Consider the following 24,544-nt stretch of genomic DNA (forward strand, 5'->3'; position numbering starts at 1 on the left):
GGTCAGGCTTTCCCGTTCTTGGATTGATCTTGGGCGTCTTGCGCCGCAATGTCCTGCAGCACCTTGGGCACGCTGGAGCGGTGGAAGCCATCGAAGGCCGGTGCGGGCTGGCCCCCCATCGAGGGCCAGGTCGCGCTGTGCAAAGGCGCGCCGCCATCGATCGGCAAGGTGATGCCGGTGATGAAAGTCGAGCCCGGGCTCAGCAAAAAGCAGATGGCCGCGCTGACCTCGGCCTCCAGGCCCATGCGGCGCATCGGCAGGTTGTCTTTCAGGCCACGGATGACGGGCGCCATGGCCGGACCATAGGCGTCCATGCCGCTGGAAGCAATCCAGCCTGGCGCCACCGCATTGACGCGCACCCGGGCACCGGCCCATTCAAAGGCCGCCGTCTTGGTGAGGTTCACCATGCCCGCGCGCGCCGCGCCCGAGTGCGCCATGCCCGGCATGCCGTTCCACATGTCGGCGGTCATGTTGACGATGGCACCACCTTGCTTCTGCATGGACTGCAGGTAAACCTCGCGCGCCATCAGAAAACCGCCCGTCAAGTTGTTGGCCACGACCGCTTCGAAACCGCGCTTGGAGATCGCCTCCATCGGCGAGGGGAACTGCCCACCCGCGTTGTTGACCAGGCCGTGGATGCGACCATGCTTGGCCACGATCTCTTTCACCGCGTTCTTCACGGCTTCTTCGTCGCGGATGTCGAAGGCGATGGAATCAACCTTGCCACCATCCTCCAGGATCTCGGCCGTGACTTTGGTCAGCTTCTCAACACTGCGGCCGGTGATGACCACGGTGGCGCCCAGGGCGGCCAACTCGTGCGCCACGCAGCGTCCAATGCCACTGCCGCCCCCGGTGATGACGTGCACCTCGCCCTGGAACAAGCCAGGCTTGAGAACGCTGTCGTAGTGATGGGGCTTCGAAGACTGGGCGTCGGCAGAATGCGTCATGACCTGGGCTGGTGTTGAGGGATCAGCACAAACTGTAGGCCATGCTGACGTTAACGTCAACAAGCTGCACCATTGGGTAATCCCTCGAACCCATGGGGAAGGCATCGTCCATAATGCGCGGATGACGGAAGACAAGACCCCTGGCGACAGCGAGGCCCTGATGGGCATCGCCGAGATGTGCACAGCCTTCGAGGTCTCGCCCCGCACCCTGCGCTTTTACGAAACCAAGGGCTTGCTGGCGCCGCGCCGCCTGAATGGCACGCGGGTGTATTCCAAGGTGGATCGCGCCCGCCTGTCGCGCATCCTGCGCGCCAAGTCACTGGGCATGCCCTTGTCCGAGGTCAAGGTTTACCTCGACATGTATGGCGACCAGGGTGAAGGCCGCGTGCAGCAACTCACCTACGTGATCGAGACCACCGACGCGGCCATCCGCGACCTGGAATCCAAGCGTGCCGAGATCGACACCTCGCTCGCCGAATTGCGGCTGATCAACGAGCGCAGCCGCCAGATGCTGGACAGCAAGCGCTCGTCGTCGAAAACCAAAACGCGCTGATCAGCAGCCTTCGGCGCAACGCGCGCGGGCCAAAACCGTGCGCGCCATCACCTCGGCATCCGAGCTGGCTTGCAAGGGCGAGCGGCACAGGCCGGCGCGCTCGTAATTCACGTTCTCGTACAACTCCGCCGTGGCGGGAAACGCATCCAGCAAGGCTTGCAGCGACACGCCCGGCCCCGCCGTGCGAAGCGCCTCAACCAGGCGCGCCGTCAACTGCTGGTACTGCAGCGCGCTGACCGAACTGAAGCCGCGCTCGACGCGCTCCAGCGCATAGGCCAATGTTTCGATGATCGACAACTGGGCGGAACCCGCCCTGGGGGATGGCTGAGTCATGACGGACAACTCCTGTTCGAGAACTTGCGTGGGCACCCTCAGCATATAGGGACGGAAAGACCCGGATCAAGCCCCGGTTTTCCCACCCTTCAACCCGGGTGTCGCCGTGATTAAACTGGGCCCCTTCATCACCAGAGAGGACTCCCCATGAACAAGCTTCTTGGCGCGCTGCTGTGCACCCTGGCCACCGGCGCAGCCTCGGCCGCCCCGATCACCTACACCATCGATCCCACCCACACCTTCCCCAGCTTCGAGGCCGACCACATGGGCATCTCGGTGTGGCGCGGCAAGTTCAACAAGACCAGTGGCCAGGTCACCCTGGACAAGGCCAAGGGCAGCGGCACGATCGACGTGACCATCGATGCCAACAGCGTGGACTTTGGTTTGGACATCATGAACGACAAGGCCAAGAGCGCCGAGCTGTTCGACACCGCCAAATACCCTCATGTCCGCTACAAGGGCAAGCTGGACGCCTTCGTCAACGGCGCGCCCACCCAGGTGGTCGGCGAACTGACGCTGCATGGCGTGACCAAGCCCGTGGTGCTCAAGGTCAACAGCTTCAAGTGCATCCCGCACCCCATGCTCAAGCGTGATTTGTGCGGCGCCGATGCCTCAGCCTCCATCAACCGCGATGACTTCGGCATCGATGCCGGCAAGCCTTATGGCTTCAAGATGGACGTGGCCCTGCGCATCCAGGTCGAGGCGGTCCAAGCCCCTTGAGGAGACTCACACGGCTTCGGTCGATGACTGGGCCAGGTAGTGCAGGATCAGCCTGTCGCGCTGCGACACCGTCTTGAAAGACATGCCCACGTGCACCCCATCACCGGCCTCGGCCTTGTGGCTGTGGCACAGCTTGGCGGGGATCTCCAGCCCCACCAATTCGCCCTCGAAATTCACCCCCACGGCCAGGTTGACCACGTCGCCAATCACCCCGACGGGGCTGGGCGCATGCACCATGGCCCCAAATGGACTCACGTCGATCAACGTGGCATTGATGGCACCGCTGCCACCCGCCAAGGACAGCTTCGCCGGCAAGGAGGTTTTCATGCGCAGTGAGCGGCGCACCAGACGGGCCTGGACCACCTTGGGGTAGACCAGCAGCGCGTACACAAAGGGCACTTCGAAGATCTGGATGACCTGAGCCTTGAACGAGAAATCGTGCTGCCCTGTGAAGCCTTGCACGGTGTATTCCTCTCCCGCCTTCAGGGGCGAGGCCTTGCCGCTGGACGCGGCATGGGGCCCCACCATCACGCCCTTGCCTTCAATGGCGGCCAGGAACTGCGCCTCCTTCTTGGGCGAACCAGGCGCGACACCTTGCGTCTGCAAGGCCACGCCAGGGCGCAGTTTGAGCGATCGCAATCCCACTTCAGTGACCGGGGCTTGGTTGTTGTCGTTTGGCATAAGCCCTCTCAGATTGAATGACGGCAGTTTGGGTTTGCGCTCATTCTGTTCTTTTAACCGCAGGGAGGTGTTGCATGTCGGCGAACCCATCGACGTGCTGAGGGTGGGCTTGACCGGTCAGTCAGGGCTTGCTCTTGGACGCAGGACTGGCCGCCGAACCGGTCAACTCCTGCAGGAACAGATCCACCCCTTGGGCCTCCAGGAAGACCAGGCCGATTCGAAAGTTCTTGGGCGAGGTGTAGGAGGAATAGACCGATTTGGCCGTCAACTCCAACGACTGCAAGGCGTCGCCCGACTGCCATTCCAGGCGCACCTGGCATTTGCTCCCCGGTGCGACGGGCTTGTCGGTGGTCATGGACAACCCGACTTGGCTGACATCGACCGTGGTGGCCGAGCGGACACTGCCGTCGGACATGATCAGGCCAATGGGCCGCCTGATGGCCAAGCGAGCATGAATCCGTCGGCTGGACGCCGTGCCCGCCGCGTCGGCGGCATCGGGCTGGTCGTGGGCCAGTGGAGGCAAGCGGCTCATGGGATTACCCTTGTAAAGCGAAGGCAAGCGCTCACATTTTATTCATGAAACGCCCCGCCTGACGAGTATCTGCCCGCATCAGCGGGAAAATCGACGCGATTGCCTACTCCGGCGACGACATGGCCCGCCACAGGATGTTGAAAAGCTCGTCGAACTGGTCGATCAGGGAGCGATCCTCGCGCCGCACGATGTGCATCAGCACCACGCGGCCGATGATGCCCATGAACACGTCCAGCAGGATCTTGCTGGACACCTGGTTGTTGAGCACCCCGCGCTGCTGACCATCTTTGAACACCCCCAAAAAGGCTCCCATCAGCTCGGGGCTTTCGTAGATGCGGATGTTTTTGTGCCGCGACACCGGCACCGCGGTGAACAGCAACAGCATCACGGCCGGGTGTTTGTCCATGTAGTCCAGCGTGACCCAGCAGGTTTTTCGCAGCCGCTCACGCGCGTCGTCGATGCCTTGCAAGTGGTCGATCATGCGTTCGGCCAGGCGGCCCAGCATCACGTCCAGCATGGCGTAGACCAAGGTTTCCTTGCTGCCAAAGTACTTGTAGATGGTCTGCAGCGACACATTGGCCGACTTGGCCACGTCCAGCAGGCTCACCTCGTGGAAATCCTGGCGCGAGAACAACTCCAGCACGGCCTTCTCGATGCGCTTGAGCGTGTCGGGGCGCATCGTGGCCAACATGACCTGCCGGTCGTCAAGGGCATCTGAACTCATGGCGTGCGGTCTTTCCGGGATGGAAATCAATATTACCAAATGATTCAAACGCGTGGAATCCTGACGATTGCCACTTGCCAAGCCAGGAGGCTGCCGCCAACATCGCCAGACTTTGCGAACCCTTCAGGGGCGGCCCCACAAAACGGTAATCCAAATTACCACATCGCGACCGAGGACACACCACATGGCGATTCAAAATTTCCCCGCGGCCTGGATGACCGATGAACACAAGATGGTGTTCGAATCGGCCACACGCTTCTTCAAGGAGCAATGGGGCCCCAAAGACGAAGCCTGGCGCCACGCCGGCGTGATGGACCACCAGGCCTGGCTTGACGCTGGCGCCAACGGGTTTCTGTGCGCTTCCACCCCTGAAGAATATGGCGGCGGCGGCGGTGATTTCGGCCACGAAGCCGCGCTGGTGTTGGCCCAGGGCGAGGCGGCCATCGGCGGCTTCGGCGGCTCGCTGCACTCGGGCATCGTCGCGCCCTACATCTTCCATTACGGCACCGAAGAACAGAAGAAGCGCTGGCTGCCGCGCCTGGCCACCGGTGAGCTGGTCAGCGCCATCGCCATGACCGAGCCGGGCACCGGCTCCGACCTGCAGGCCGTGCGCACGCTGGCCCTCAAGGAAGGCGACACCTACCGCATCAACGGCAGCAAAACGTTCATCACCAACGGCCAGTTGGCCAACCTGGTGATCGTGGTCGCCAAGACCGACAAGGACAAGGGCGCGCAAGGCATCTCGCTGTTCGTGGTCGAGACCAACGAAGCACCCGGCTTCCGCCGTGGGCGCAACCTCGACAAGATCGGCATGGACGCCCAGGACACCTCCGAGCTGTTCTTCGACGACGTCATCGTGCCCGCCACGAACCTGATCGGCAGCGCTGAAGGCATGGGCTTCTTCCAGCTGATGGAACAACTCCCGCAAGAGCGCATGTTGGTTGCCCTGGCCGGCATCGCTGCCATGGAACTGGCCATGAAGGTCACGCTCGAATACACCAAAGAGCGCAAGGCCTTCGGCAAGCCCATCTTCAGCTTCCAGAACACCCGCTTCAAGCTGGCCGAATGCCAGGCCCTGCTACTGGCTTCGCGCGCCTTGGTCGATGCCGCCATGGTGGAGCACCTGCAAGGCAAGCTGGGCGTGGACCGCGCCGCGCTGATCAAGTACTGGATCACCGACAACCAGTGCAAGCTGATCGACGAATGCCTGCAACTCTTCGGCGGCTACGGCTACATGAAGGAATACCCGATCGCCCGACTGTGGGCCGATTCGCGCGTGCAACGCATCTACGGCGGCACCAATGAAATCATGAAAGAGCTGGCTTCGCGCTTCCTCTGATCCCTTTACCTTTTGCAAGGAGCTTCTCCATGACCGAAGCCTACATTTTCGACACCGTGCGCACACCGCGCGGCAAAGGCAAGAAAGACGGCAGCCTGCACCAGGCCACGCCTGTGTGGCTGCTGCGCACGCTGCTGCTGGCGCTGCAAAGCCGCAACCAGTTGGACACCTCCTTGGTGGATGACCTGGTGCTGGGTTGCGTGACCCCCGTGGGCGAGCAAGGCGCCGACATCGCGCGCACCGCCGTGCTCGACGCTGGCTGGGCGCAATCCGTCTCGGGCGTGACGCTGTCGCGCTTTTGCGCCTCCGGCCTGGAAGCCGTGAACCAGGCGGCTCAACGCATCGGTTCGGGCATGGAAGACATGATCGTGGCTGGTGGCGTCGAATCCATGAGCCGCTGGCCCATGGGCAGCGACGGCGGCGCCTGGGTCATGGACCCGCGCATCAACAGCGGCACCGCCTTCGTGCCTCAAGGCATCAGCGCCGACCTGATCGCCACACTGGAAGGCTTCAGCCGCGCCGACCTGGATGCGTACGCGTCCGAGTCCCACCGCCGCGCCGCCCTGGCGCAGGCCGAGGGCCGTTTCGACAAATCCATCGTGGCCGTCAAGGACCTCAACGGCCTGCTGATGCTGGGCCGCGATGAAACCGTTCGCCCCGGCACCTCGGTGGAGTCGCTGGCCAAGCTGATGCCCTCGTTCGAGATGATGGGCGCCATGGGCTTTGACGCCACCGCGCTCGACAAGTACACCACCATCGAGAAGGTGATCCACAGCCACCACGCGGGCAACTCGTCGGGCATCGTCGATGGCGCCGCCCTGGTGCTGCTGGGCAGCAAGGAAGCCGGCATCAAGGCAGGCCTCAAGCCACGGGCCCGGGTGCGCATGTGCTCGGTCATCGGCTCCGAGCCCACCATCATGCTGACTGGCCCCACGCCCGCCTGCCAAAAGGCGCTCCACAAGCTAGGCATGACCCCGGGCGACATCGACCTGTGGGAAATCAACGAGGCCTTCGCCACCGTGCCCATGAAGACCGCCCGCGACCTGGGCGTGTCGATGGACCGCGTCAACGTCAACGGTGGCTCCATCGCCATGGGCCACCCGCTAGGTGCCACGGGCGCCATCATCCTGGGCACGGCCCTGGACGAACTGGAGCGCACCGGCAAGTCCACCGCGCTGGCCACTTTGTGCATCGGTGCCGGCATGGGCATCGCCACCATCATCGAACGCGTCTGATCCCCGAGGCACACACCATGACTCAACCACAAGCCTTCACATTTGACATCGACGCCAACGGCATCGGCCTGGTCACCATCGACATGCCCGGCCGCGCGATGAACGTGCTGAACCCCACACTGGTCCAGCCCTTCGCCGAACTGGTTCAACGCCTTGAAACCGACGAGTCCATCAAGGGCCTGGTCATCACCTCAGGCAAGCCCACCTTCATCGTCGGCGCCGACATTGACCAGCTCACGCAGATCACCACCGCCGAAGAAGCCTTCAAGCTTTGCGAAGACTTGAAGGGCATGCTGCGCCGCATGGAAAAGTGCGGCAAGCCCGTGGTGGCGGCGCTCAACGGCACGGCCCTGGGTGGCGGCCTGGAGATCGCGCTGGCCTGCCACGCCCGCATCGCTTTGGACGATCCCAAGCTCAAGCTGGGCCTGCCCGAAGTCAAGCTGGGCCTGCTGCCCGGTGGTGGCGGCACGCAGCGCCTGCCGCGCATGATCGGCATCCAGAAGAGCTTTGAGCTGATCACGCAAGGCAAGGAACTGACCGCGGCCAAGGCCAAAGAGATGGGCCTGGTGACCGAGCTGGCTTCATCGCGCGACGAGTTGCTGGCCAAGGCGCGCGCCTGGTGCGCCGCCAACCCCAAGGCCTCGCAGCCCTGGGACGTCAAAGGCTTCCGCATCCCCGGTGGTGACAGCAAGAGCCCGGCCGTGGTGCAGGTGCTGGCCATCGCGCCGTCCATGGCCAATGCCAAGGCGCATGGCAACTACCCCGCCATCACGCACATCATGTCCTGCCTGTTCGAAGGCTGCCTGCTGGACTTCGATGTCGGCTCGCAGATCGAGTCGCGCTACTTCGCCGCCTGTGTGGTGTCGCAGACCTCGAAGAACATGATCGGCACGCTGTGGCACCAGCTCAACGCCATCAAGAAGGGCCAGTCGCGCCCCAAGGGCCCGGCCGAGAGCCAGGTCAAGAAGGTCGGCATCCTGGGCGCCGGCATGATGGGCGCGGGCATCGCCTACGTGTCGGCCAAGGTCGGCATCAACGTGGTTCTGCTGGACACCACGCAAGACAACGCCGACAAGGGCAAGGCCTATTCGCAAGGCCTGCTGGACAAGGCCGTGGCCCGTGGCCGCAGCACGCCGGACAAGCGTGACGCGCTGCTGGCGCGCATCCAGACCACCACGTCTTATGACGACCTGGCTGGCTGCGACCTGATTGTCGAGGCCGTGTTCGAGGACCGCGACATCAAGGCCGTCTGCACGCAAAAGGCCGAAGCCGTGATCCCGGCCACTGCCGTGTACGCGTCCAACACCTCGACCTTGCCCATCACGGGCCTGGCCAAGGCCAGCGCGCGGCCTGCCAACTTCCTGGGCCTGCACTTCTTCTCGCCGGTGGACAAGATGCCCCTGGTCGAGATCATCGTTGGCAAGCAGACGTCGGACGAGACCCTGGCGCGTGGCTTCGACTACGTGCTGCAGATCGGCAAGACGCCCATCGTGGTCAACGACAAGCGCGGCTTCTACACCTCTCGCGTGTTCACGACCTACATCATGGAAGGCATGGCCATGCTGGGCGAAGGCGTGCACCCGCGCTCCATCGAAGTGGCGGGCATGAAGGCGGGCATGCCCATGCCGCCGCTGGCCCTGCAAGATGAAGTGTCATTGAGCTTGTCGCTGTACATCGCCGAGACCACCAAGAAGGACTTGATCGCCGAAGGCGGTCCGCTGCCCGCCATCCACCCGGGCTTTGCCGTGGTGCAGAAGATTGGCGGCGAACTTGAGCGCATCGGCAAGAAGGCCAGCAAGGGCTTCTACGATTACAGCGGCAAAGAGAAGTCACTGTGGCCCGGCCTGCTGGAGGTCTACCCGCCCGTGGCCAATCAGCCTTCGCAGCAAGAACTGGTGGACCGCATGCTCTATGCCCAGGCCAATGAAGCCGCGCGCTGCTACGAAGAGAAGGTCGTGCGTTCGGTGGCCGACACCAACATCGGCTCGATCTTCGGCTGGGGCTTCGCGCCCAACCAGGGCGGGGCGTTGCAGTTCATCAACGCCGTGGGCGCCAAGCATTTCGTGGAACGCGCTCGCGAACTGGCCGCGAAGTATGGCCCGCGCTTCGAGCCCGCGGCCATCGTGGTCAAGCAGGCGCAAGAAGGCGGTCGCTTCGAAGACGCCGGCGCATGATGGCAGGCAGCCACTTGCTGTCAGGCTTGCGAGTGATCGACATCACGCGCAACCTGCCCGGCCCCTTCGCCACGCGCATGCTGGCGGACCTGGGGGCCGAGGTCATCAAGGTCGAGCCGCCTGAAGGCGACCCGGCGCGTGCGCTGGGCCCGCTGTTCAAGTCCTTGAACGACGGCAAGGATTGCCGCACACTCGATTTCAAGCTGGAGTCGGACCGCGCTCAACTGCGCGACTGGCTGGCCAGCGCCGACGTGCTGCTTGAAGGCTTCAGGCCTGGCGTGATGGCCAGCATGGGCCTGGACTTTGAAACCCTGAAGGTCCTGAACCCGAAGTTGGTCATGTGCTCAATCACGGGCTACGGCCAGCAAGGCTTGTGGTCCCACCGTGCCGGACACGACCTGAACTACATGGCCATGTCCGGCGCGCTCGACCAGATGCGCAGCGCGCAGGGCGAGGCCACCTTGTCCAACATCCAGTGGGGTGATCTGGCGGGCGGCAGCTCCATGGCCTGCATCGCCACGCTGGCGGCGGTGTTCAGCGCCCAGCGAACCGGCATCGGCTGCCATGTCGATGTCAGCATGACCCACGGCCTGTGGGCCCACCAGGTCATGCCACAAGCCACCGGCGCGATGCTCGCACCCATGCTGGGCAAGCTGCCCGGCGCACGCGAAGACCTGCTCAATGGCGCCCTGCCCTGCTACAACCTCTACACCACGCAAGATGGCCGCTCGCTGGCCATCGGCTCGCTGGAACACAAGTTCTGGAAAGCCACCTGCGACGTGCTGCAACAGCCCGACTGGTCCCAGCAACACTGGCAACGGGGTCTCATGCCCAACTCGCCAGAATCAAACCAACTGCGCGATCAATTGGCCGCGTTGATCGCCACGCAGCCCCTGTCCCACTGGGCCGAACGCTTCGCCGAGGTCGACGCCTGCGTCACCCCCGTGCTCACCTTGGGTGAGGCCCAAGCCCACCCCCTGTTCACCGACGAGCAGGCTCGCCAGCCCTGGACCATCACACCATGACCGACTCATCGCCATTCGTTGATTACTTCAACGACACGCACCGCCAGGCCCGCGACGCCACCAAGCGCTTCGTTGACCAGGTCATCAAGCCGCACATCAACGACTGGGAAGAGGCCGGCACCTTTCCGCGCGAGCTGTACAAGCAAGTGGCCGATCTGGGCATGCTGGGCATCGGCCACCCTGAAGCCTGGGGCGGAACGGGCGAGCACGACGTCTTCCTGAAGCTGGCCGTCAGCGAAGAGCTGATGCGCAGCGGTTCTGGCGGCCTCGTGGCCAGCCTGGGTTCGCTCGACATCGGCCTGCCGCCCGTGTGGCGCGTGGGCTCCAAAGAACTGCAGCAACGCGTGGTCCCCGGCGTGCTCAGCGGCCACAAGATCGCCGCCCTGGCCATCACCGAGCCCAGCGGCGGCTCCGACGTGGCCAACCTGCGCACCCGCGCCGTCAAGGATGGCGACCACTACGTCGTCAACGGTGCCAAGACCTTCATCACCTCGGGCACGCGCGCCGACCACTACACCGTGGCCGTGCGCACCGGCGAGGCTGGTTACGCGGGCGTCTCGCTGCTACTGATCGACCGCGACACACCGGGCTTCTCGGTTGGCCAGCCGCTCAAAAAAATGGGCTGGTGGGCCTCCGACACGGCCGAGCTGTTCTTCAGCGATTGCCGCGTGCCCGTGGGCAATTTGCTGGGCCCCGAGAACTCCGGCTTCCTCACGATCATGATGAACTTCCAGGCCGAGCGGCTGTCACTGGCGGTCATGGCCTACATGACTGCGCAATTGGCGTTGGAAGAATGCATGGCCTATGTCAAAACCCGCGAGACTTTCGGCAAGCCCTTGGCCAAACACCAGGTCATCCGCCACAAGCTGGCCGAGATGGCCACGCGCGTGAGCATTGCGCGTGAGTACTCGTACCGTTGCGCCGCGCAAATGCAGGCGGGCAAGCCAGCGATCACCGAGGTCTCCATGGCCAAAAACTTCGCCACCGACGTGGCCGACTACGTGACCTACGAAGCCGTGCAGATCTTCGGCGGCATGGGCTACATGCGCGAATCGCTGGTCGAGCGCCTGTACCGTGACAACCGCATCCTGTCCATCGGCGGCGGCACGCATGAAATCATGAACGAGATCATCGCCAAGCAACTGGGCCTGTGATGATGAACACCACCACTGACCACCCCATCGTCCCGCGCGAGAACCTCAACTTTGGGCTCGACGGCGACATCCCCCGTTTCTGGCTCGACAACGATCCGTTCAAGTCGCGCTTCTTCGACGCCATGTCCACCTTCTTCCCCGAAGGGGAGCGCTTCTTCATCTCATGTGTGCGCGACTTCCGTGACCAGATCACCGACCCCAAGCTGCTGGCGGACGTGAAAGACTTCACGCGGCAAGAAGGCCAGCACGGCATCGTGCACCGCCAGTTCAACGACCGCGTCAAAGCGCAGGGCGTGGACGTCGACCGCATCGAACGCCTCACAGTGTTCGTGCTCTTCAAGCTCCTGCGCGTCTACCTGCCCAAGAAGGCCACGCTGGCCCTGACCGCCGCGTTCGAACACATGACCGCGCTCATGGCCCACGGATTCGAAGCCGCCAAGGTCATGGACAAGGCCGACCCGCGCATCCGCGCCATGTACACCTGGCACGCCATCGAAGAAGTCGAGCACAAGGCCGTGGCCTTCGACGTGATGCAGAAAGTCGCCAAAGTGGGTTATGTGCGCCGCGTCTTCGCACTGATCATGGCCACCATCGGCTTTCCGATCGGCACCTTCGTGGTCATCAGCGAAATGCTCAAGGCCGATGGCTTCGGCTTCTTCAAGCGCGTCGGCCTGATGGCCAAGGGCCTGTGGTGGCTGTACAAGCCGGGCGGCCTGTACATGCCCATCCTGGGTCACTTCATGGCCTATTTCAAACCCGGCTTTCACCCCTGGCAAACCGGCCAGATGCAGGGCTACGACGTGTGGCTGGAAACCTTCAACCGCACCGGCGACCCGATCGCTGCAGGCAACGCCTCCATCCAGGTCACGCGCTGATTGAGCGCTCAGCGCCCGCCCACGAACATCTTCCAGCGGCGCTCGTTCTGCTTCTTGGCGTCGTACAAGGCCTGATCGGCCTGGGCCAGCAAAGACCTCACCGACTCGACCGAGTCGTTGTAGGCCGCGATGCCCACTGAGATACCCACGCCCACCGCGTCGCCCGTGGGCAGGGTGATGGGCTGGCACACCGAGCGCACGATGCGCTTGGCCAGCACCTCGGCCGAGTCCTTGGCGCCATGGCGCATCACCACGCCGAACTCGTCGCTGCCCAGGCGGGCCAGCACGTCGCCCAGGCGAACCTGCTGGTTCAGGCGACGCGACACTTCGCACAGCACCGCATCGCCCGCCGCGTGGCCAAAGCCGTCGACGATTTCCTTGAAGCCGTCCAGGTCCATGCACAGCACGGTGAAGGGCTCGCCAGCGCGCATGGAATGGCGCATTTCCACGTCCAGCGCCAAGTCGAACTGGGCGCGGTTGGCCACGCCCGTGAGGTGGTCGGTCTTCGCCAGGTGGCTGAGTTGGCGCGCGCGCTGGCGCCCGTCCAGCACGGCCATGGCCAGCGTGGCCAGGTCCGCCAAGGCCAACTTTTGCCCTTCGGTGAACGCCCGGGGGTGGATGTCCGCGACCGCGATCGTGCCCAGGGCATGGCCTTGCTGATCCACGATGGGCGCACTGGCGTAAAACCGCAGGCCCGGCTCGCCCGCCACCCAAGGGTGGTGCTCAAAGCGCGCATCGCGCCTCAGCTCTTCGCAGACCAGGGATTCCTGCACACCGCTGGCATCCTCCAGACTCAAGCCTTGGTGCCATTCGCGGTCACCCAGGCCCACGCTTGATTTGCACCACCACCGGCTTTCCCCCATGAAGGCCAGCCAGGCCAGGGGCACGCCAGCCAATTGCGCGGCCAGGTTGGCCAAGGCGTCAAATTCAGCCTCGGGCGCCGTGTCCAGGATTTCATGGGCACGCACCGCCATCAAACGTTCGGTTTCTGTCAACATCACTACTGCACCTTCGTCCACATGCCAGTGATATCGGATGAATCCTGGGAATATCGAGGCCCGATGGTCCAGGCGGTTCATCCATGGCAGGCAGATGACGTTGAAAAACGTCAAGGTGGAAATGGCTTGACCAGCACCGCGTCAAAGCGAGCTTGTCGTGCCTGCCGCAAGGCCCCAAGCGGTGTCGGCTCAGTTCGTCTTCAATCGTCTTGCGCTGGGTCACAAGCCAACGAATTGCTCGGAATGCTGCAATAACTGCTGGCGACAGGGGCCAAGCGGGCTTGCCGTGATCGATACTGCTAAGCCATACCGAATCAATCACGCTGCGGCGCTGGAGAGCAAGGCCAGATGAAACCCTCCCTCCCCACCAAGGTCATCGGCTGGGTGCTCGGCGCCCTGGTCCTGGGCCTGTCGCTCAGCGCCCTGTTGGCCTGGCAACAAGGGCAACACAACCAGCGCAATGCGCAAGCGGTGTTTGTCAAGACAGCCGAGCAGGTCGCTGCACAGCTTTCCATGCGCATGCGGCTGTATGAATACGGCGTGCGGGGCGCTCGAGGCGCCGCGCTGGTGGTAGGCGAGCAAACTATTTCTCGGTCACTCTTTCGGAAATACGCTGAATCGCGCGACATCGACAAAGAATTCCCCGGGGCGAGAGGATTCGGCCTCATTCGCCGGGTACCTGCCGACAAGCAAGCGCAGTTTTTGGTTCAGGCCAGATCGGATGGCAAGCCCGATTTTGCGATCCGCGATTTCTCGCCGCACGAGGGCGAGCGCTTCGTGATTCAGTACATCGAGCCCGTTGAGCGCAATCAAGCGGCTGTCGGCCTGGACATTGGTTCTGAAGCCAATCGCCGCCAAGCTGCCATCGCCGCCATGCGCTCCGGCCAAGCCACCATCACCGGCCCCATCACGCTGGTTCAAGCGGTTGGGGGACGACAAAAATCCGTGTTGTTCCTGCTTCCGATCTATCGCGATGGCATGGCCAGGGCGACACCTGAACAGCGGGAAACGGCCGCTTGGGGGTGGAGCTACGCACCCCTGTCATTGAAAGAAGTGCTCGCGGATTTTCGTGCCCTTGATGATGATGTCTGGTTGGTCCTGAGGGACACCACCAACCCCCAACACCCGGATGAGTTTTACAACTCGGCCTCAACAGAAAGCGCTACAGCCACCGGCATGAAGCGAGTCATTGATCTCGATGTCTATGGGCGGCGCTGGCAAGTCGAACTGAACGCCACGCCACACTTTGCCCAGCGCCTTGACCCCTTGCAGCCCCACACGGTCTTCCTCATGGGCACCGCGATCACCTTGATCTCTGCGGCCCTGATCGGCGCGATGCGCCTCGGACGAGAGCGGGAGCAGCGCGCCGCCCTGCAGAAAGCGCAATTGGCCACCATCGTGGAGCACTCTGCAGACGCCATCATCGGCGAGTCCATGGATGGTTTGATCATGTCGTGGAACCAGGCGGCAACGCAATTGTTCGGTCATAGTGCATCCCAAGTCATCGGCAAACCATTGGCCTCGATTCTGTTGCCGCCGCAAAGACAGCACGAAGATGCCACGCTCTTGGAAGAAATTGCAAAAGGCAATGCGCTTGCGGCTTTTGACACCACCCGGCGTCATCAGGACGGCACCTCGCTGGACGTGTCCATCACTGCGGGGCCCATCCGGTCGCCGGATGGGCGAGTCATTGGCATGGCCAAGCTCATCCGCGACATTCGCGACCGCAAGGCTGCCGATCAGCAGCGTCAGGACTTCACCCTCACCTTGGAGAGACAGGTCCACGCACGAACTGCCGAGTTGGAAACGGCAAGGCGAGATCTGCAAACCGTGCTGGACGCCGTGCCTTCCATGATCGGGTACTGGGACAAGAACCTTCGCAACCGTGTGGCCAACCAGGCCTATTCACGCTGGTTCGGCGTCCCCCCGTCAGCATTGGTCGGCAAGCACCTGCGCGACCTGCTGGGCAAAGACCTGCTTGAACGCAACCTGCCCTACATCGAAGGCGCCTTGCGCGGAGAACCCCAACAATTTGAGCGTGACATTCCCAGGCCCGACGGGCAAGGGAGCAGACATGCGCTCACCAACTACCTGCCCGACATCGTGGACGGGCAGGTGCAGGGGTTTTATGTGGTGGTGCATGACATCACCGAGATCACCGAGGGGCGCATCACCCTGGCGAAAGAGCGCGAACGATTGGGGAACATCATTGAAGGCACCCATGTGGGCACCTGGGAATGGAACGTCCAGACCGGTGAAGCACACTTCAATGAACGATGGGCCGACATCATTGGCTACCAGCTTGAAGAACTGGCGCCGGTCAGCATTCAAACTTGGCTGAGCCATGCGCATCCAGATGACCTTGCCCGCTCCGAGGCACTGCTCAAAAGTCATTTCTCGGGTGAGCTTGACTACTACGCGTGCGAAAGCCGCATGCGTCACAAGAACGGGGACTGTGTATGGGTGCTTGACCGGGGACGCGTGTTCACCAGAACGGCGGATGGTCAACCAGAGTGGATGTACGGCACCCATCAAGACATCACCGTCACGAAGAATGCGCAGTCCGAGGTCACGCGCTTTGCCGCCTTGCTGGACAGCGTGCTCCGGTCGGCCACCGAGTTGTCCATCATCGCCACGGACACCAACGGGCTGATCACCATCTTCAACCGAGGCGCCGAGCACATGCTGGGCTACCACGCGGACGACATGGTGGGCAAAAGCACCCCGGCATTACTGCATCTGGCAGATGAGGTCATGACCCGGGGTCAAGAACTCAGCGCGCAGCACGGGACCCCGATTGAGGGCTTCCGCGTGTTTATTCACCAGCCCGAACTGGATGGCGCAGAAACCCGCGAATGGACCTATGTGCGCAAGGATGGTTCGCACTTGCGCGTTTCTCTGGCCGTGACCGCCATCCAAACCGTGGATGGGCAGCTCAGTGGCTACCTGGGCATCGCACAAGACATCACCGAACGCAGCAGAACAGACGCGGCCTTGCGTCAAGCCAAAACGGCGGCAGAAGAGGCCAACGCCGCCAAGAGCATGTTCCTGGCCAACATGAGCCATGAAATACGCACCCCCATGAATGCGGTCATTGGCGTGGCTCACCTGCTGTCCACCACGAAGCTGGATGAAGACCAACGCCAGTTACTGGCCAACCTTCAGGTGGCAGGACGATCGTTGCTGGGCATCATCAACGACGTGCTTGATCTGGCCAAGATCGAAGCGGGCGAAATGGGGGTGGAGCTGGCGACCTTCGATCCAAATCAGCTGTTGGGTGATTTGACCGCATTGTTCACATCCGGCGCCTATGACAAAGGGATCACATTCGAAGTGCTTGGCGCCGACCACCTCCCCGGCTTGTTGGAGGGAGACGAATTGCGCCTGCGTCAGATTCTGGTGAACCTCGCCAGCAACGCCATCAAATTCACGCAGCATGGCGGCGTTGCTGTTCAGGTTGAACAGCAACGCATGGATGGACACACGCTGTGGCTGCGCTGGTCCGTGCGTGACTCGGGGCTGGGGATCGCACCGCAAGCACTGGAAACGCTGTTCGACCCGTTCACTCAGGCTGACGCGTCAACCACCCGCCGTTTCGGCGGCACAGGCTTGGGCTTGTCCATCGTCAAGCGATTGGCAGAGATGCTGGGCGGCAGCATCGGCGTGACCAGCACCTTGGGACGGGGCAGCGAGTTCTGGGTTGATCTGCCTTTCACCATCGCGGACGAACACCAGCACCTCCAAGCCAAGCATGGCAGCAGCGGCCTGGATGTGGTCGTCGTCGATGACCGCGCGGATGACCGCAGGGTGTTATCGGGCATGTGCCGCGCATTTGGCTGGAGATCCATCGAACTGGCGTCGGGGCAAGCATTGATCGATCATTTGCGCGATGCCATCGCCGAGGGCAAGGCATTGCCAGATGCCTTGCTGGTCGATTGGCAAATGCCGCAGTTGGATGGCTTGCAGGCCCTCACCGTGCTGGCAGGCCAGCTCACTCCCCACCGCTTACCCGCCGCTTTGATCATCTCGGCCCACGAACGAGAAGCCATCCACGCCATGGACGTTCACCAAGTGGCCGATCACATCCTGTGCAAGCCCGTCGAAGCGTCCGAACTGTTCAATGCCGTGAACAGCAGTGTGGCGCGCCACACCGGCAACACGGACCGCGTGATGCAGTCCACCTCCATGGATGGCGTCGATGCGGAGTGGCTGACGGGCCTGAAGATTCTGTTGGTGGACGACAGCACCATCAACCTGGACGTGGCACGCCGCCTGCTGGAACGCGAGGGGGCCATCGTGCAAACCTGCTTGAATGGGGCCCAAGCCCTGGAGCACCTGCGCGCCGCACCAACGCACTTTGACGCGGTGCTCATGGATGTACAGATGCCTGAAATGGACGGCTATGAAGCCACGCGTCGCCTGCGAAATGAGCTGGGTTTGCGTCAGTTGCCGGTGCTGGCCTTGACGGCAGGGGCCTTGGGGGAAGAGCGCCGCAAAGCACACGAAGCGGGCATGGACGAATTCCTGACCAAACCGCTCGACCCCGCCAACCTGGTTCGAACCCTGCGGAGGTGCGTTGAACGAGCCCGAGGGCAGCCTTTGAAATTAATGGCGTCGACCAAACGGGCCGGAGCTCCCCACCACTGGCCAGAGATCGAAGGCATTGACAGCAAAGGCGCAGCACATCGGCTCTCCAACGATTCAAGCCTGTTCTTGGCCATGCTCGACCGATTGCTGCACGAGTTTGACTCCGGGACGCTGCTGGCTTTGCCCATCCCCGAACAGGCCACTGAACGCCAAGCACTGGCCGCACGCATGCACAATCTGCGAGGCAGCGCTGGCTTGCTGGGCGCGCAAAAAATCTACCAACTGGCAGGGGCGATTGAAGCCTCCATGGGCTCCCAAGCGCCTGCCCCAGATGTGGGTGCGAGCATGGCCGCACTGTGCGTGGCATTGCAGGCCCTGGCCGTCTCAGCCCAAGCTGCGTTGGCCGAGCACCGTCACAAGGAGGTTCATCACGACGCGCCCCCCGATGCGGCTCAATCGCTGGAGCCTCAGGACCTCGAACGTCTGGTGACGATGCTGAAACAACAAGACCTTGCGGCCCTGGAGCACTTCCAACGCATCGCGCCTGCCTTGCTCACCTTGTGGGGCACCACGGTTGTTGGTCCATTGCGGCAAAGCATCGAGAGCTTTGATTTCGCCAGCGCGTTGGTGCTGCTGAACACCGCCCGCGACAGCAAAGACTAAAAACCCAGGTCCGACAAGGTCTGGAGAGCTTCATCGAACTGAAGGTTCTCCATCTGCCTGCACAAACTGGCATAGGCGGCTGGGGCCAGCTGCCTGCGCAGTTGCGGCGCACAGACGGCAAACTGGTCCATGGCACTGAGGTCGCTCGCCCTCAGCAGTTGCAACAGATCGGCCACTTTCTGCGGGTCGTCGTCTTGTGCGTCGGGGGCCTCATCCGCTGATAGCAGGGCCGGCCCAACGGCGCGCTCCAGAAAAGGAGCAGCGTTCAAGCGAAGCTGCTCTAACTGGAGGACCAGGCTCCGCATCAATGGCGACACCGGCCCCACCTGCCCCGCCAAACAGGCGCGCTCGGCCTGCCCTGCAGCCAAGTGAATGCCTTTGGCACCGAGCGTTCCCGCATGGCCTTTCAAGGTGTGCAAGCGAACAGCCATGGCACTCAAGACATCCCCACTCAGTGGCAAGACATCAAAGTGCACGACGTCATTCAACATGCGCCTGAGTGTCGAATCAAACAAATCCAAATGCCCACTCAGGTGCACATGGGCGACCTGCGTGTCGATGCCCTCGATCTGCGGCCAGCCAGCCATCGCGGGTTGGTCAGCCACTTGGTCGATTCCAAGTACAGCACCCTGTTCGCCCCGCCCTGCATGACGCCGAATGCAACGCACCAAGGCCTGTGGATCGAAAGGCTTGCTGACAAAGTCATTCATGCCCGCCTCTTTGGCCAATTGCTGCTCGCTGGTGAGTGCACCTGCGGTCAAAGCAATGATGGGCAAACTCGTCAAGCCCAAGCCACCACGGATGCGTCTCACGGCGTCATAGCCATCCAGCACGGGCATCTGCGCGTCCATCAAAACCACGTCGAACCCTTGGGGCTGGGCAAGCAGATGATCGACAGCCTCTTGTCCATTGCTGGCCAGGCTGACCTGCGCACCTTCCATCTCAAGGATGCGCTTGACGACCTCCAGATTGATCGCATTGTCATCAGCCGCCAATACACGCACGCCAACCAGCCCTGGCCCCCGGATGGTCGAACTCAACGTCAAAGACTGGGGCAAGGTCGCCAATTCGCACAGAGAAAAGCTCAACTCAACCCAGAACTCGCTGCCAACGCCAGGGGTGCTGGACGCGCCCACCTCGCCCCCCATCAGGCCGACCAACTGCTTGACAATCGACAACCCCAGCCCTGTCCCGCCAAATCGCCGGGTGGTGGACTCATCTGCCTGGGCAAATGGCGTGAACAGGCGGGGCAATACATCAGGCTGGATGCCAATGCCACTGTCTTTCACGGCAAATCGCAAACGAATGGCAGCGTCCGAGGACGCGACTTCGCTGACCCGCAGCTGCACCGTCCCACACGCCGTGAACTTGACGGCGTTGAACAGCAAGTTGGTCAATATCTGCTGCAGCCTTGCTGCATCCCCTTCCAACAAGGTTGGCAAATTGGCAGGCAACTCGGCCGCAAAGACCAGTCCCTTGGCCTGCGCCTGGGAAGACAGCAAATCCGTCAAATCACTCAAGACCGCGTTCAGATCGAAGGGCGCCCGATCAATGTGCAACTCTTGAGCTTCAATCTTCGACAGGTCGAGGATGTCATTGATGATGCCCAGCAAGGCCTTGCTGGCCACCTTGATCTTGGCCACGAACGAGCTCTGCTCCGCACTCAGCGCGGATCGCTCAAGCAGGTACGACAGACCGATCACCGCATTCATCGGCGTGCGGATTTCATGGCTCATGTTGGCCAAGAACTGACTTTTGGCCAGATTGGCCTGCTTGGCTTTGTGCAGGGCCTCACGCAGCAAAAGCTCGGCGTCTGCCCGATCAGTGACATCCATGTTGACGCCCGTCATGCGCAGGGGATGCCCTTGCTCGTCGCGGAAAACCCGCGCTGTGGCCTTCAAATGGCGCACCTCGCCATCGGGTCGAACAATGCGAAACTCATTTTCAAATTTCTGACCGCCCCGCAAGACTCCCGCCAACACCTGCTCGCTGCGCTCTCGATCATCAGGATGCAAGCTACTGCGCCACAACTCGTAAGGTGCGTCGCCCGCCATGTATTCTCGGCCATAGAGCTGGAACATGCGATCGTCCCACTGAAGCGTGCCAGCGACGACGTCATACTCCCAGACACCGATGCCTGCCGCCTCAGAGGCAATCTCGTTTCTCTCGTTGGTGGATCGCAGGGCGTCTTCAATGCGCTTGCGCCCGGTGATGTCGTATCGAATGGAAATGTACTTTTCGATGCGCCCATCTTGCCCGATGAACGGCGCGATGATGCTGTCCACCCAATACAAAGCGCCGTCAAGGGCGCGGTTGCAAACCTCGCCCCGCCAGGAGCGGCCACCGCTGATGGTGCGCCACATGTCCACCCAGAACTCGGGGGCATGAACCCCTGAATTGACAATGCGGTGGTTCTGCCCGATGAGCTCATCCCGGCTGTAACCAGAAATCGTGCAAAAACTGTCGTTGACCTCCAAAATGCGGCCGGCACGGTCTGCGACCGACACGATGGCGTGCTGATGCAAGATGCTCAACAAGGCCTGGCTGTCGCGCTGGGCGGCGGCAAGCAAGGTTCGTCCTTCAACGAGTTCTGTGACGTCATGCACCAGGGTGTAGATGCCGAGAACGTCGTCGCCTTGCACATCGGGCACATAGTTCACCATGGTGTGACGAACGCCAGAGCCATCAAGCGCACGAACCGCGCTGCCGTAAAAGGACTGCGCCTCACCACCCAAAGCCGCCTGAAGATGCGGCAGGTTGCGCTCGTAGACGTCCTGGCCCAGCAACTCCCTGATGTGCATGCCCCGCATGGCGTCAGGATCAATCCCAAACCAGGATTGGTGTGCTTTGTTGGCGACGCGGTTGATGAGGTTCTGGTCCCAATAGCCAATCTGCGAGGGCACAGCATCCAAAATGGCCTGCAGCGCACGTTCAGCGCGTTTGCGGGCGGTGATGTCCTCAATGACCGCCAGGCTCCTCACGGGTTTTCCGTCAGCGTCGTACTCCAAAATGCCTGACAAGAGCACGTCAAGCACCTGCCCATCCTTGGTGAGCATCTGGTAAGGCACATCGTCGACCCGCCCGTGGGCAAAGAAGGTCGGCAGTACATCACTCAAGGCGTAGGCTCGCGACGCAGGCGTGAGGAAATCGACACTGGGCCGCCCCAAGACTTCATCCCTGGCATAACCCAACTTCAGCAACCACCTGTCGCTGACCGACAGTAAACGCCCCGTGGCATCCACAGAGTGAAGCATCGCGGGTGTTCGTTCATACATCTCGCGCGCGTACGCTTCATTGGCCGCCAGCTTGCTGACCTCCAGAATTTGCGCAGAGACATCACGAACGAACAAGGTCAAACCCGATGGCAAATCTTCAGGCGCGGGCTCGGGAACCACGGTGGTTGATGCATGAACCAGATGCCCCGTCTGGTGCCGCAACACGCCCTCTTGCCTGAACGCTTGATGGCCGTTCAGCTTGGCTGCGGCTGCCAAGACCTGCTGTCCGCTCGGATCAGGCAGCAGCTTGTCAAACGGCTGGCCGATGATCTGGGCGGCGGTGTAGCCAAACATGGCCTCCGCCGCCGGATTCCACCGCTTCACATGCCCTGTTGCATCAAGGCCAATGATCGCGTCAGCGCTGTGCTGCTCCACCAGAGCAGCGCGGGCCAATTCATGAGCTGCAGCCTTGGTGGCCAAGGCTGCTCGTCGACCTTGAAGCGCGCTGGTCACCGCCTCGGCCAAGCAGCGCAGCACCTCGCGTTGCATGTCATTCAATTGCCTGGGTTGCCTGTCAATCACGCAAATGGTGCCAATGCGCATCCCGTCGCTCAAACGCAGTGGCGCGCCCGCATAAAAGCGAATGTGCGGCGCACCGGTCACCAGGGGGTTGTCGGCGAACCTGGGATCCTGCCCCGCATCCGGTATCTCGAACAACTCGCCGCCCAGCACTGCATGCGCGCAAAAGGCCACATCTCGGGAGGTCTCCGTCACACCCGGCAAACCTATGTTGGCCTTGAACCATTGCCGATCTGAGTCGATGAGGCTGATCACCGAGATGGGGGCGCCACACACCGCCGATGCGGCCCTCACCAGAGCATCGAATTCGGCCTCAGGGGCACTGTCCAGCACCGACAAATGCTGCAGTGCTGCCAGCGCATCTGCTTCGTTGTCGCGCAGGGGTGCTGACTGCATGGTTCAAGCGTTTTCGTTGCTCAGGCGAATATCTGGCGGCAACCACTGAGGCAGGCACAAGGTGAACGTCGATCCGGCGCCTGGCACGCTGCTCACCTCAATTCTGCCTCCCATGGCCTCTGCCAGATGCCGACAAAGCACCAACCCGATTCCAGTTCCTTGGGTCGATGAATTCTCGGAGCCCAGCCGATTGAAGGGCTCGAACAAATGCCTGACCTGCTCAGAACTCAACCCCTTGCCGGTATCTGAAATGGCGAATTGAACCTCCCGCGCCATGCTGCGGACGGACAAACGGATCTCGCCACCATGGCGGTTGTACTTGATCGCGTTGGACAGCAAATTCAGCAGAATCTGATGCAAGCGCCGCTGATCGGCCTGAACCCAATGCGCCCCTTCGCCAAACGTCGGGCCCACCCACAAATTTCTGGATTGAGCCTCGGGTGCGGTCATCTCCAGCGCATCTCGCATGGCCTGAACAGCATCAACTGAAGTCATGGTCAAGGCAATCTTGCCTGCATCGATGCAAGCCAAGTCCAAGATTTCCGCCACCATCGACAACAGGTGATTGCCAGCATGCAGGATGTGCCCGACCTTGCTTTGCAGCCCCCGGTTGCTTTGAATGGAGGGCTCGAAGCTCAGCAGCTGCGCAAAACCCAGGACAGCATTGAGCGGCGTGCGAAGCTCATGGCTCATGCTCGACAAGAACCGGTCTTTGTGTTCGCTGGCCAATTCAGCCGCTTCTTTTTCGATGCGCAGTTGTTCCACACGCATGCGGTCGGTGATGTCGAGCAGCGTGCAACTCACAGCGATTACCTCTCCGGCCGCACTCGTCATCGCCTCCATGTTGCAAAGCAGATGGCCCATCGTGCCGTCTGATCGGCAATGGTCGAGTTCAATGTTCTCCGTGGACTCACCCGCCTTGGCCCTGGCCAGTGCCCTGAGACCACGCCACCAACTCACGCTGGCAAACTGAGCGCGGGCTCGTTGAATCTGAAGGCTGCCAGAAAGTTGCTCAACATCCAACATGCTGCGCAACTGCTGAGACATGTCGAATTGATCCGCGAGCAGGTCCCAATGCCAACTGCCCACCTTACCCAGCCTTTGAGCATTGGCCAACTCTTCGCTGCTATGCCTCAAACGGTCGGCTTGGTGCTTCAAAGTCAGGTGAGTGCGGACACGCGATTGCAGAACCGACGGATTCACAGGTTTGGAGATGAAATCCACTGCGCCCGCCTCCAGACACTGGCTTTCATCCCAGGTCGTGGTACTGCCCGTGATGAAAATGATCGGGATGCGGCATGTGGTGTCGTCCGCTTTGAGGCGTTTGCAGACCGCGTAGCCATCCATGCCCGGCATCACGACATCCAACAACACCATGTCCGGCTTGGCAGAACGACACAGTTCAATCGCCTGAAATCCATTGGTGGCCACCAACAGTTGATAGTCCTGCTTGAGTGCGTGATACAGAGCCTGGACGTTGCCCGGTTGATCGTCAACGATCAACAACGTCGGGCGTGAAGCCCGGAGTGATCGACCTGACTGCCCCCCAGCAGGGAGCACCTGAACTGCCTCGCCCAGCGACCCGCAAGACACCGCATCAATCTTCCACTCGCGCGAGACAACTCTTTGCAGATCAGGCCTTCTTCTCGCGTCTGCGCCCCTCAAGAACGACAAACGGCGATGCCCCAACCTCATCAGGGTGCCCGCCGCCCCTTGAGCCTGCACGGCCTGCCAGTCACGCACGTTCATGTCCACACCTCGTGTCTTCGTTGAAAGCTGCAATCCCACGGGCACCAGGCGCCTCAACTGTTATC

General features: G+C 62.0%; 17 protein-coding genes. 9 read left to right on the forward strand and 8 right to left on the reverse strand.

Going from position 1 to position 24,544, the window contains the following annotated elements; translation table 11 throughout:
* Window positions 1-2: 2 nt before the first annotated feature.
* A complete protein-coding gene (locus tag PSV38_RS00745) occupies window positions 3-947 on the reverse strand; it encodes an SDR family oxidoreductase (RefSeq protein ID WP_300543709.1) in 945 nt (314 codons plus the stop codon).
* A gap of 121 nt (window positions 948-1,068) precedes the next feature.
* Here PSV38_RS00745 and PSV38_RS00750 point away from each other — a divergent pair, with 121 nt between their 5' ends.
* Window positions 1,069-1,500: a MerR family DNA-binding transcriptional regulator gene (locus PSV38_RS00750; protein ID WP_300543711.1), complete on the forward strand. Its 432-nt coding sequence runs from the start codon at window positions 1,069-1,071 to the stop codon at window positions 1,498-1,500.
* Here the strand turns inward: PSV38_RS00750 and PSV38_RS00755 are convergent, their stop codons facing one another.
* Window positions 1,501-1,833 (reverse strand): hypothetical protein, encoded by a 333-nt coding sequence (locus PSV38_RS00755; RefSeq protein ID WP_300543714.1) that lies wholly within the window; start codon window positions 1,831-1,833, stop codon window positions 1,501-1,503. It abuts the gene before it with no gap.
* A gap of 147 nt (window positions 1,834-1,980) precedes the next feature.
* On the opposite strand from PSV38_RS00755, the gene PSV38_RS00760 reads away from it, so the two are divergent.
* The gene (locus tag PSV38_RS00760; protein WP_300543717.1) at window positions 1,981-2,553 is read left to right on the forward strand and encodes a YceI family protein; all 573 of its coding nucleotides are present in this window, start codon (window positions 1,981-1,983) and stop codon (window positions 2,551-2,553) included.
* 6 nt (window positions 2,554-2,559) lie between these two features.
* On the opposite strand, the gene PSV38_RS00765 is transcribed toward PSV38_RS00760, so the two are convergent.
* From PSV38_RS00765 to PSV38_RS00775, 3 genes are all read right to left on the reverse strand, one after another.
* Entirely contained in the window at window positions 2,560-3,234 is a 675-nt protein-coding gene (locus tag PSV38_RS00765; RefSeq protein ID WP_300543720.1) for a PilZ domain-containing protein, read from the reverse strand.
* A gap of 121 nt (window positions 3,235-3,355) precedes the next feature.
* Window positions 3,356-3,766: a PilZ domain-containing protein gene (locus PSV38_RS00770; protein ID WP_300543723.1), complete on the reverse strand. Its 411-nt coding sequence runs from the start codon at window positions 3,764-3,766 to the stop codon at window positions 3,356-3,358.
* A 103-nt stretch (window positions 3,767-3,869) separates the two neighbouring features.
* Complete coding sequence (locus PSV38_RS00775; RefSeq protein ID WP_300543725.1) at window positions 3,870-4,490, reverse strand: TetR/AcrR family transcriptional regulator; 621 nt, start codon at window positions 4,488-4,490, stop codon at window positions 3,870-3,872.
* A gap of 184 nt (window positions 4,491-4,674) precedes the next feature.
* On the opposite strand from PSV38_RS00775, the gene PSV38_RS00780 reads away from it, so the two are divergent.
* From PSV38_RS00780 to PSV38_RS00805, 6 genes are read left to right on the forward strand one after another with little or no spacing between them, the layout of a single operon-like run.
* The gene (locus PSV38_RS00780) at window positions 4,675-5,829 is read left to right on the forward strand and encodes an acyl-CoA dehydrogenase family protein (protein ID WP_300543727.1); all 1,155 of its coding nucleotides are present in this window, start codon (window positions 4,675-4,677) and stop codon (window positions 5,827-5,829) included.
* A gap of 29 nt (window positions 5,830-5,858) precedes the next feature.
* Entirely contained in the window at window positions 5,859-7,064 is a 1,206-nt protein-coding gene (locus PSV38_RS00785; RefSeq protein ID WP_300543729.1) for an acetyl-CoA C-acetyltransferase, read from the forward strand.
* Window positions 7,065-7,081: 17 nt separating this feature from the next.
* Entirely contained in the window at window positions 7,082-9,238 is a 2,157-nt protein-coding gene (locus tag PSV38_RS00790; protein ID WP_300543731.1) for a 3-hydroxyacyl-CoA dehydrogenase NAD-binding domain-containing protein, read from the forward strand.
* Window positions 9,235-10,263: a CoA transferase gene (locus PSV38_RS00795; RefSeq protein ID WP_300543734.1), complete on the forward strand. Its 1,029-nt coding sequence runs from the start codon at window positions 9,235-9,237 to the stop codon at window positions 10,261-10,263. The genes PSV38_RS00790 and PSV38_RS00795 overlap by 4 nt, the downstream gene beginning before the upstream one ends.
* A complete protein-coding gene (locus PSV38_RS00800; protein WP_300543736.1) occupies window positions 10,260-11,417 on the forward strand; it encodes an acyl-CoA dehydrogenase family protein in 1,158 nt (385 codons plus the stop codon). Before PSV38_RS00795 ends, PSV38_RS00800 begins: the two co-directional genes overlap by 4 nt.
* Window positions 11,418-11,419: 2 nt before the next feature.
* Entirely contained in the window at window positions 11,420-12,292 is an 873-nt protein-coding gene (locus PSV38_RS00805; protein ID WP_300543738.1) for a metal-dependent hydrolase, read from the forward strand.
* Between the two features lie 8 nt (window positions 12,293-12,300).
* Here PSV38_RS00805 and PSV38_RS00810 read toward each other — a convergent pair whose 3' ends face one another.
* Complete coding sequence (locus tag PSV38_RS00810; protein ID WP_300543741.1) at window positions 12,301-13,290, reverse strand: sensor domain-containing diguanylate cyclase; 990 nt, start codon at window positions 13,288-13,290, stop codon at window positions 12,301-12,303.
* 348 nt (window positions 13,291-13,638) lie between these two features.
* On the opposite strand from PSV38_RS00810, the gene PSV38_RS00815 reads away from it, so the two are divergent.
* Window positions 13,639-18,540, forward strand: coding sequence for a PAS domain S-box protein (locus PSV38_RS00815; RefSeq protein WP_300543743.1), 4,902 nt, complete (start codon window positions 13,639-13,641; stop codon window positions 18,538-18,540).
* Here PSV38_RS00815 and PSV38_RS00820 read toward each other — a convergent pair.
* A complete protein-coding gene (locus tag PSV38_RS00820; protein ID WP_300543746.1) occupies window positions 18,537-22,730 on the reverse strand; it encodes a PAS domain S-box protein in 4,194 nt (1,397 codons plus the stop codon). The two genes, PSV38_RS00815 and PSV38_RS00820, sit on opposite strands and share 4 nt — an antisense overlap.
* Before the next feature lie 3 nt (window positions 22,731-22,733).
* Window positions 22,734-24,479, reverse strand: coding sequence for an ATP-binding protein (locus PSV38_RS00825; RefSeq protein ID WP_300543748.1), 1,746 nt, complete (start codon window positions 24,477-24,479; stop codon window positions 22,734-22,736).
* Between the last annotated feature and the right edge of the window lie 65 nt (window positions 24,480-24,544).

The sequence above is a fragment of the Aquabacterium sp. genome (genome assembly GCF_029946005.1).
Lineage (GTDB): Bacteria > Pseudomonadota > Gammaproteobacteria > Burkholderiales > Burkholderiaceae_C > Aquabacterium.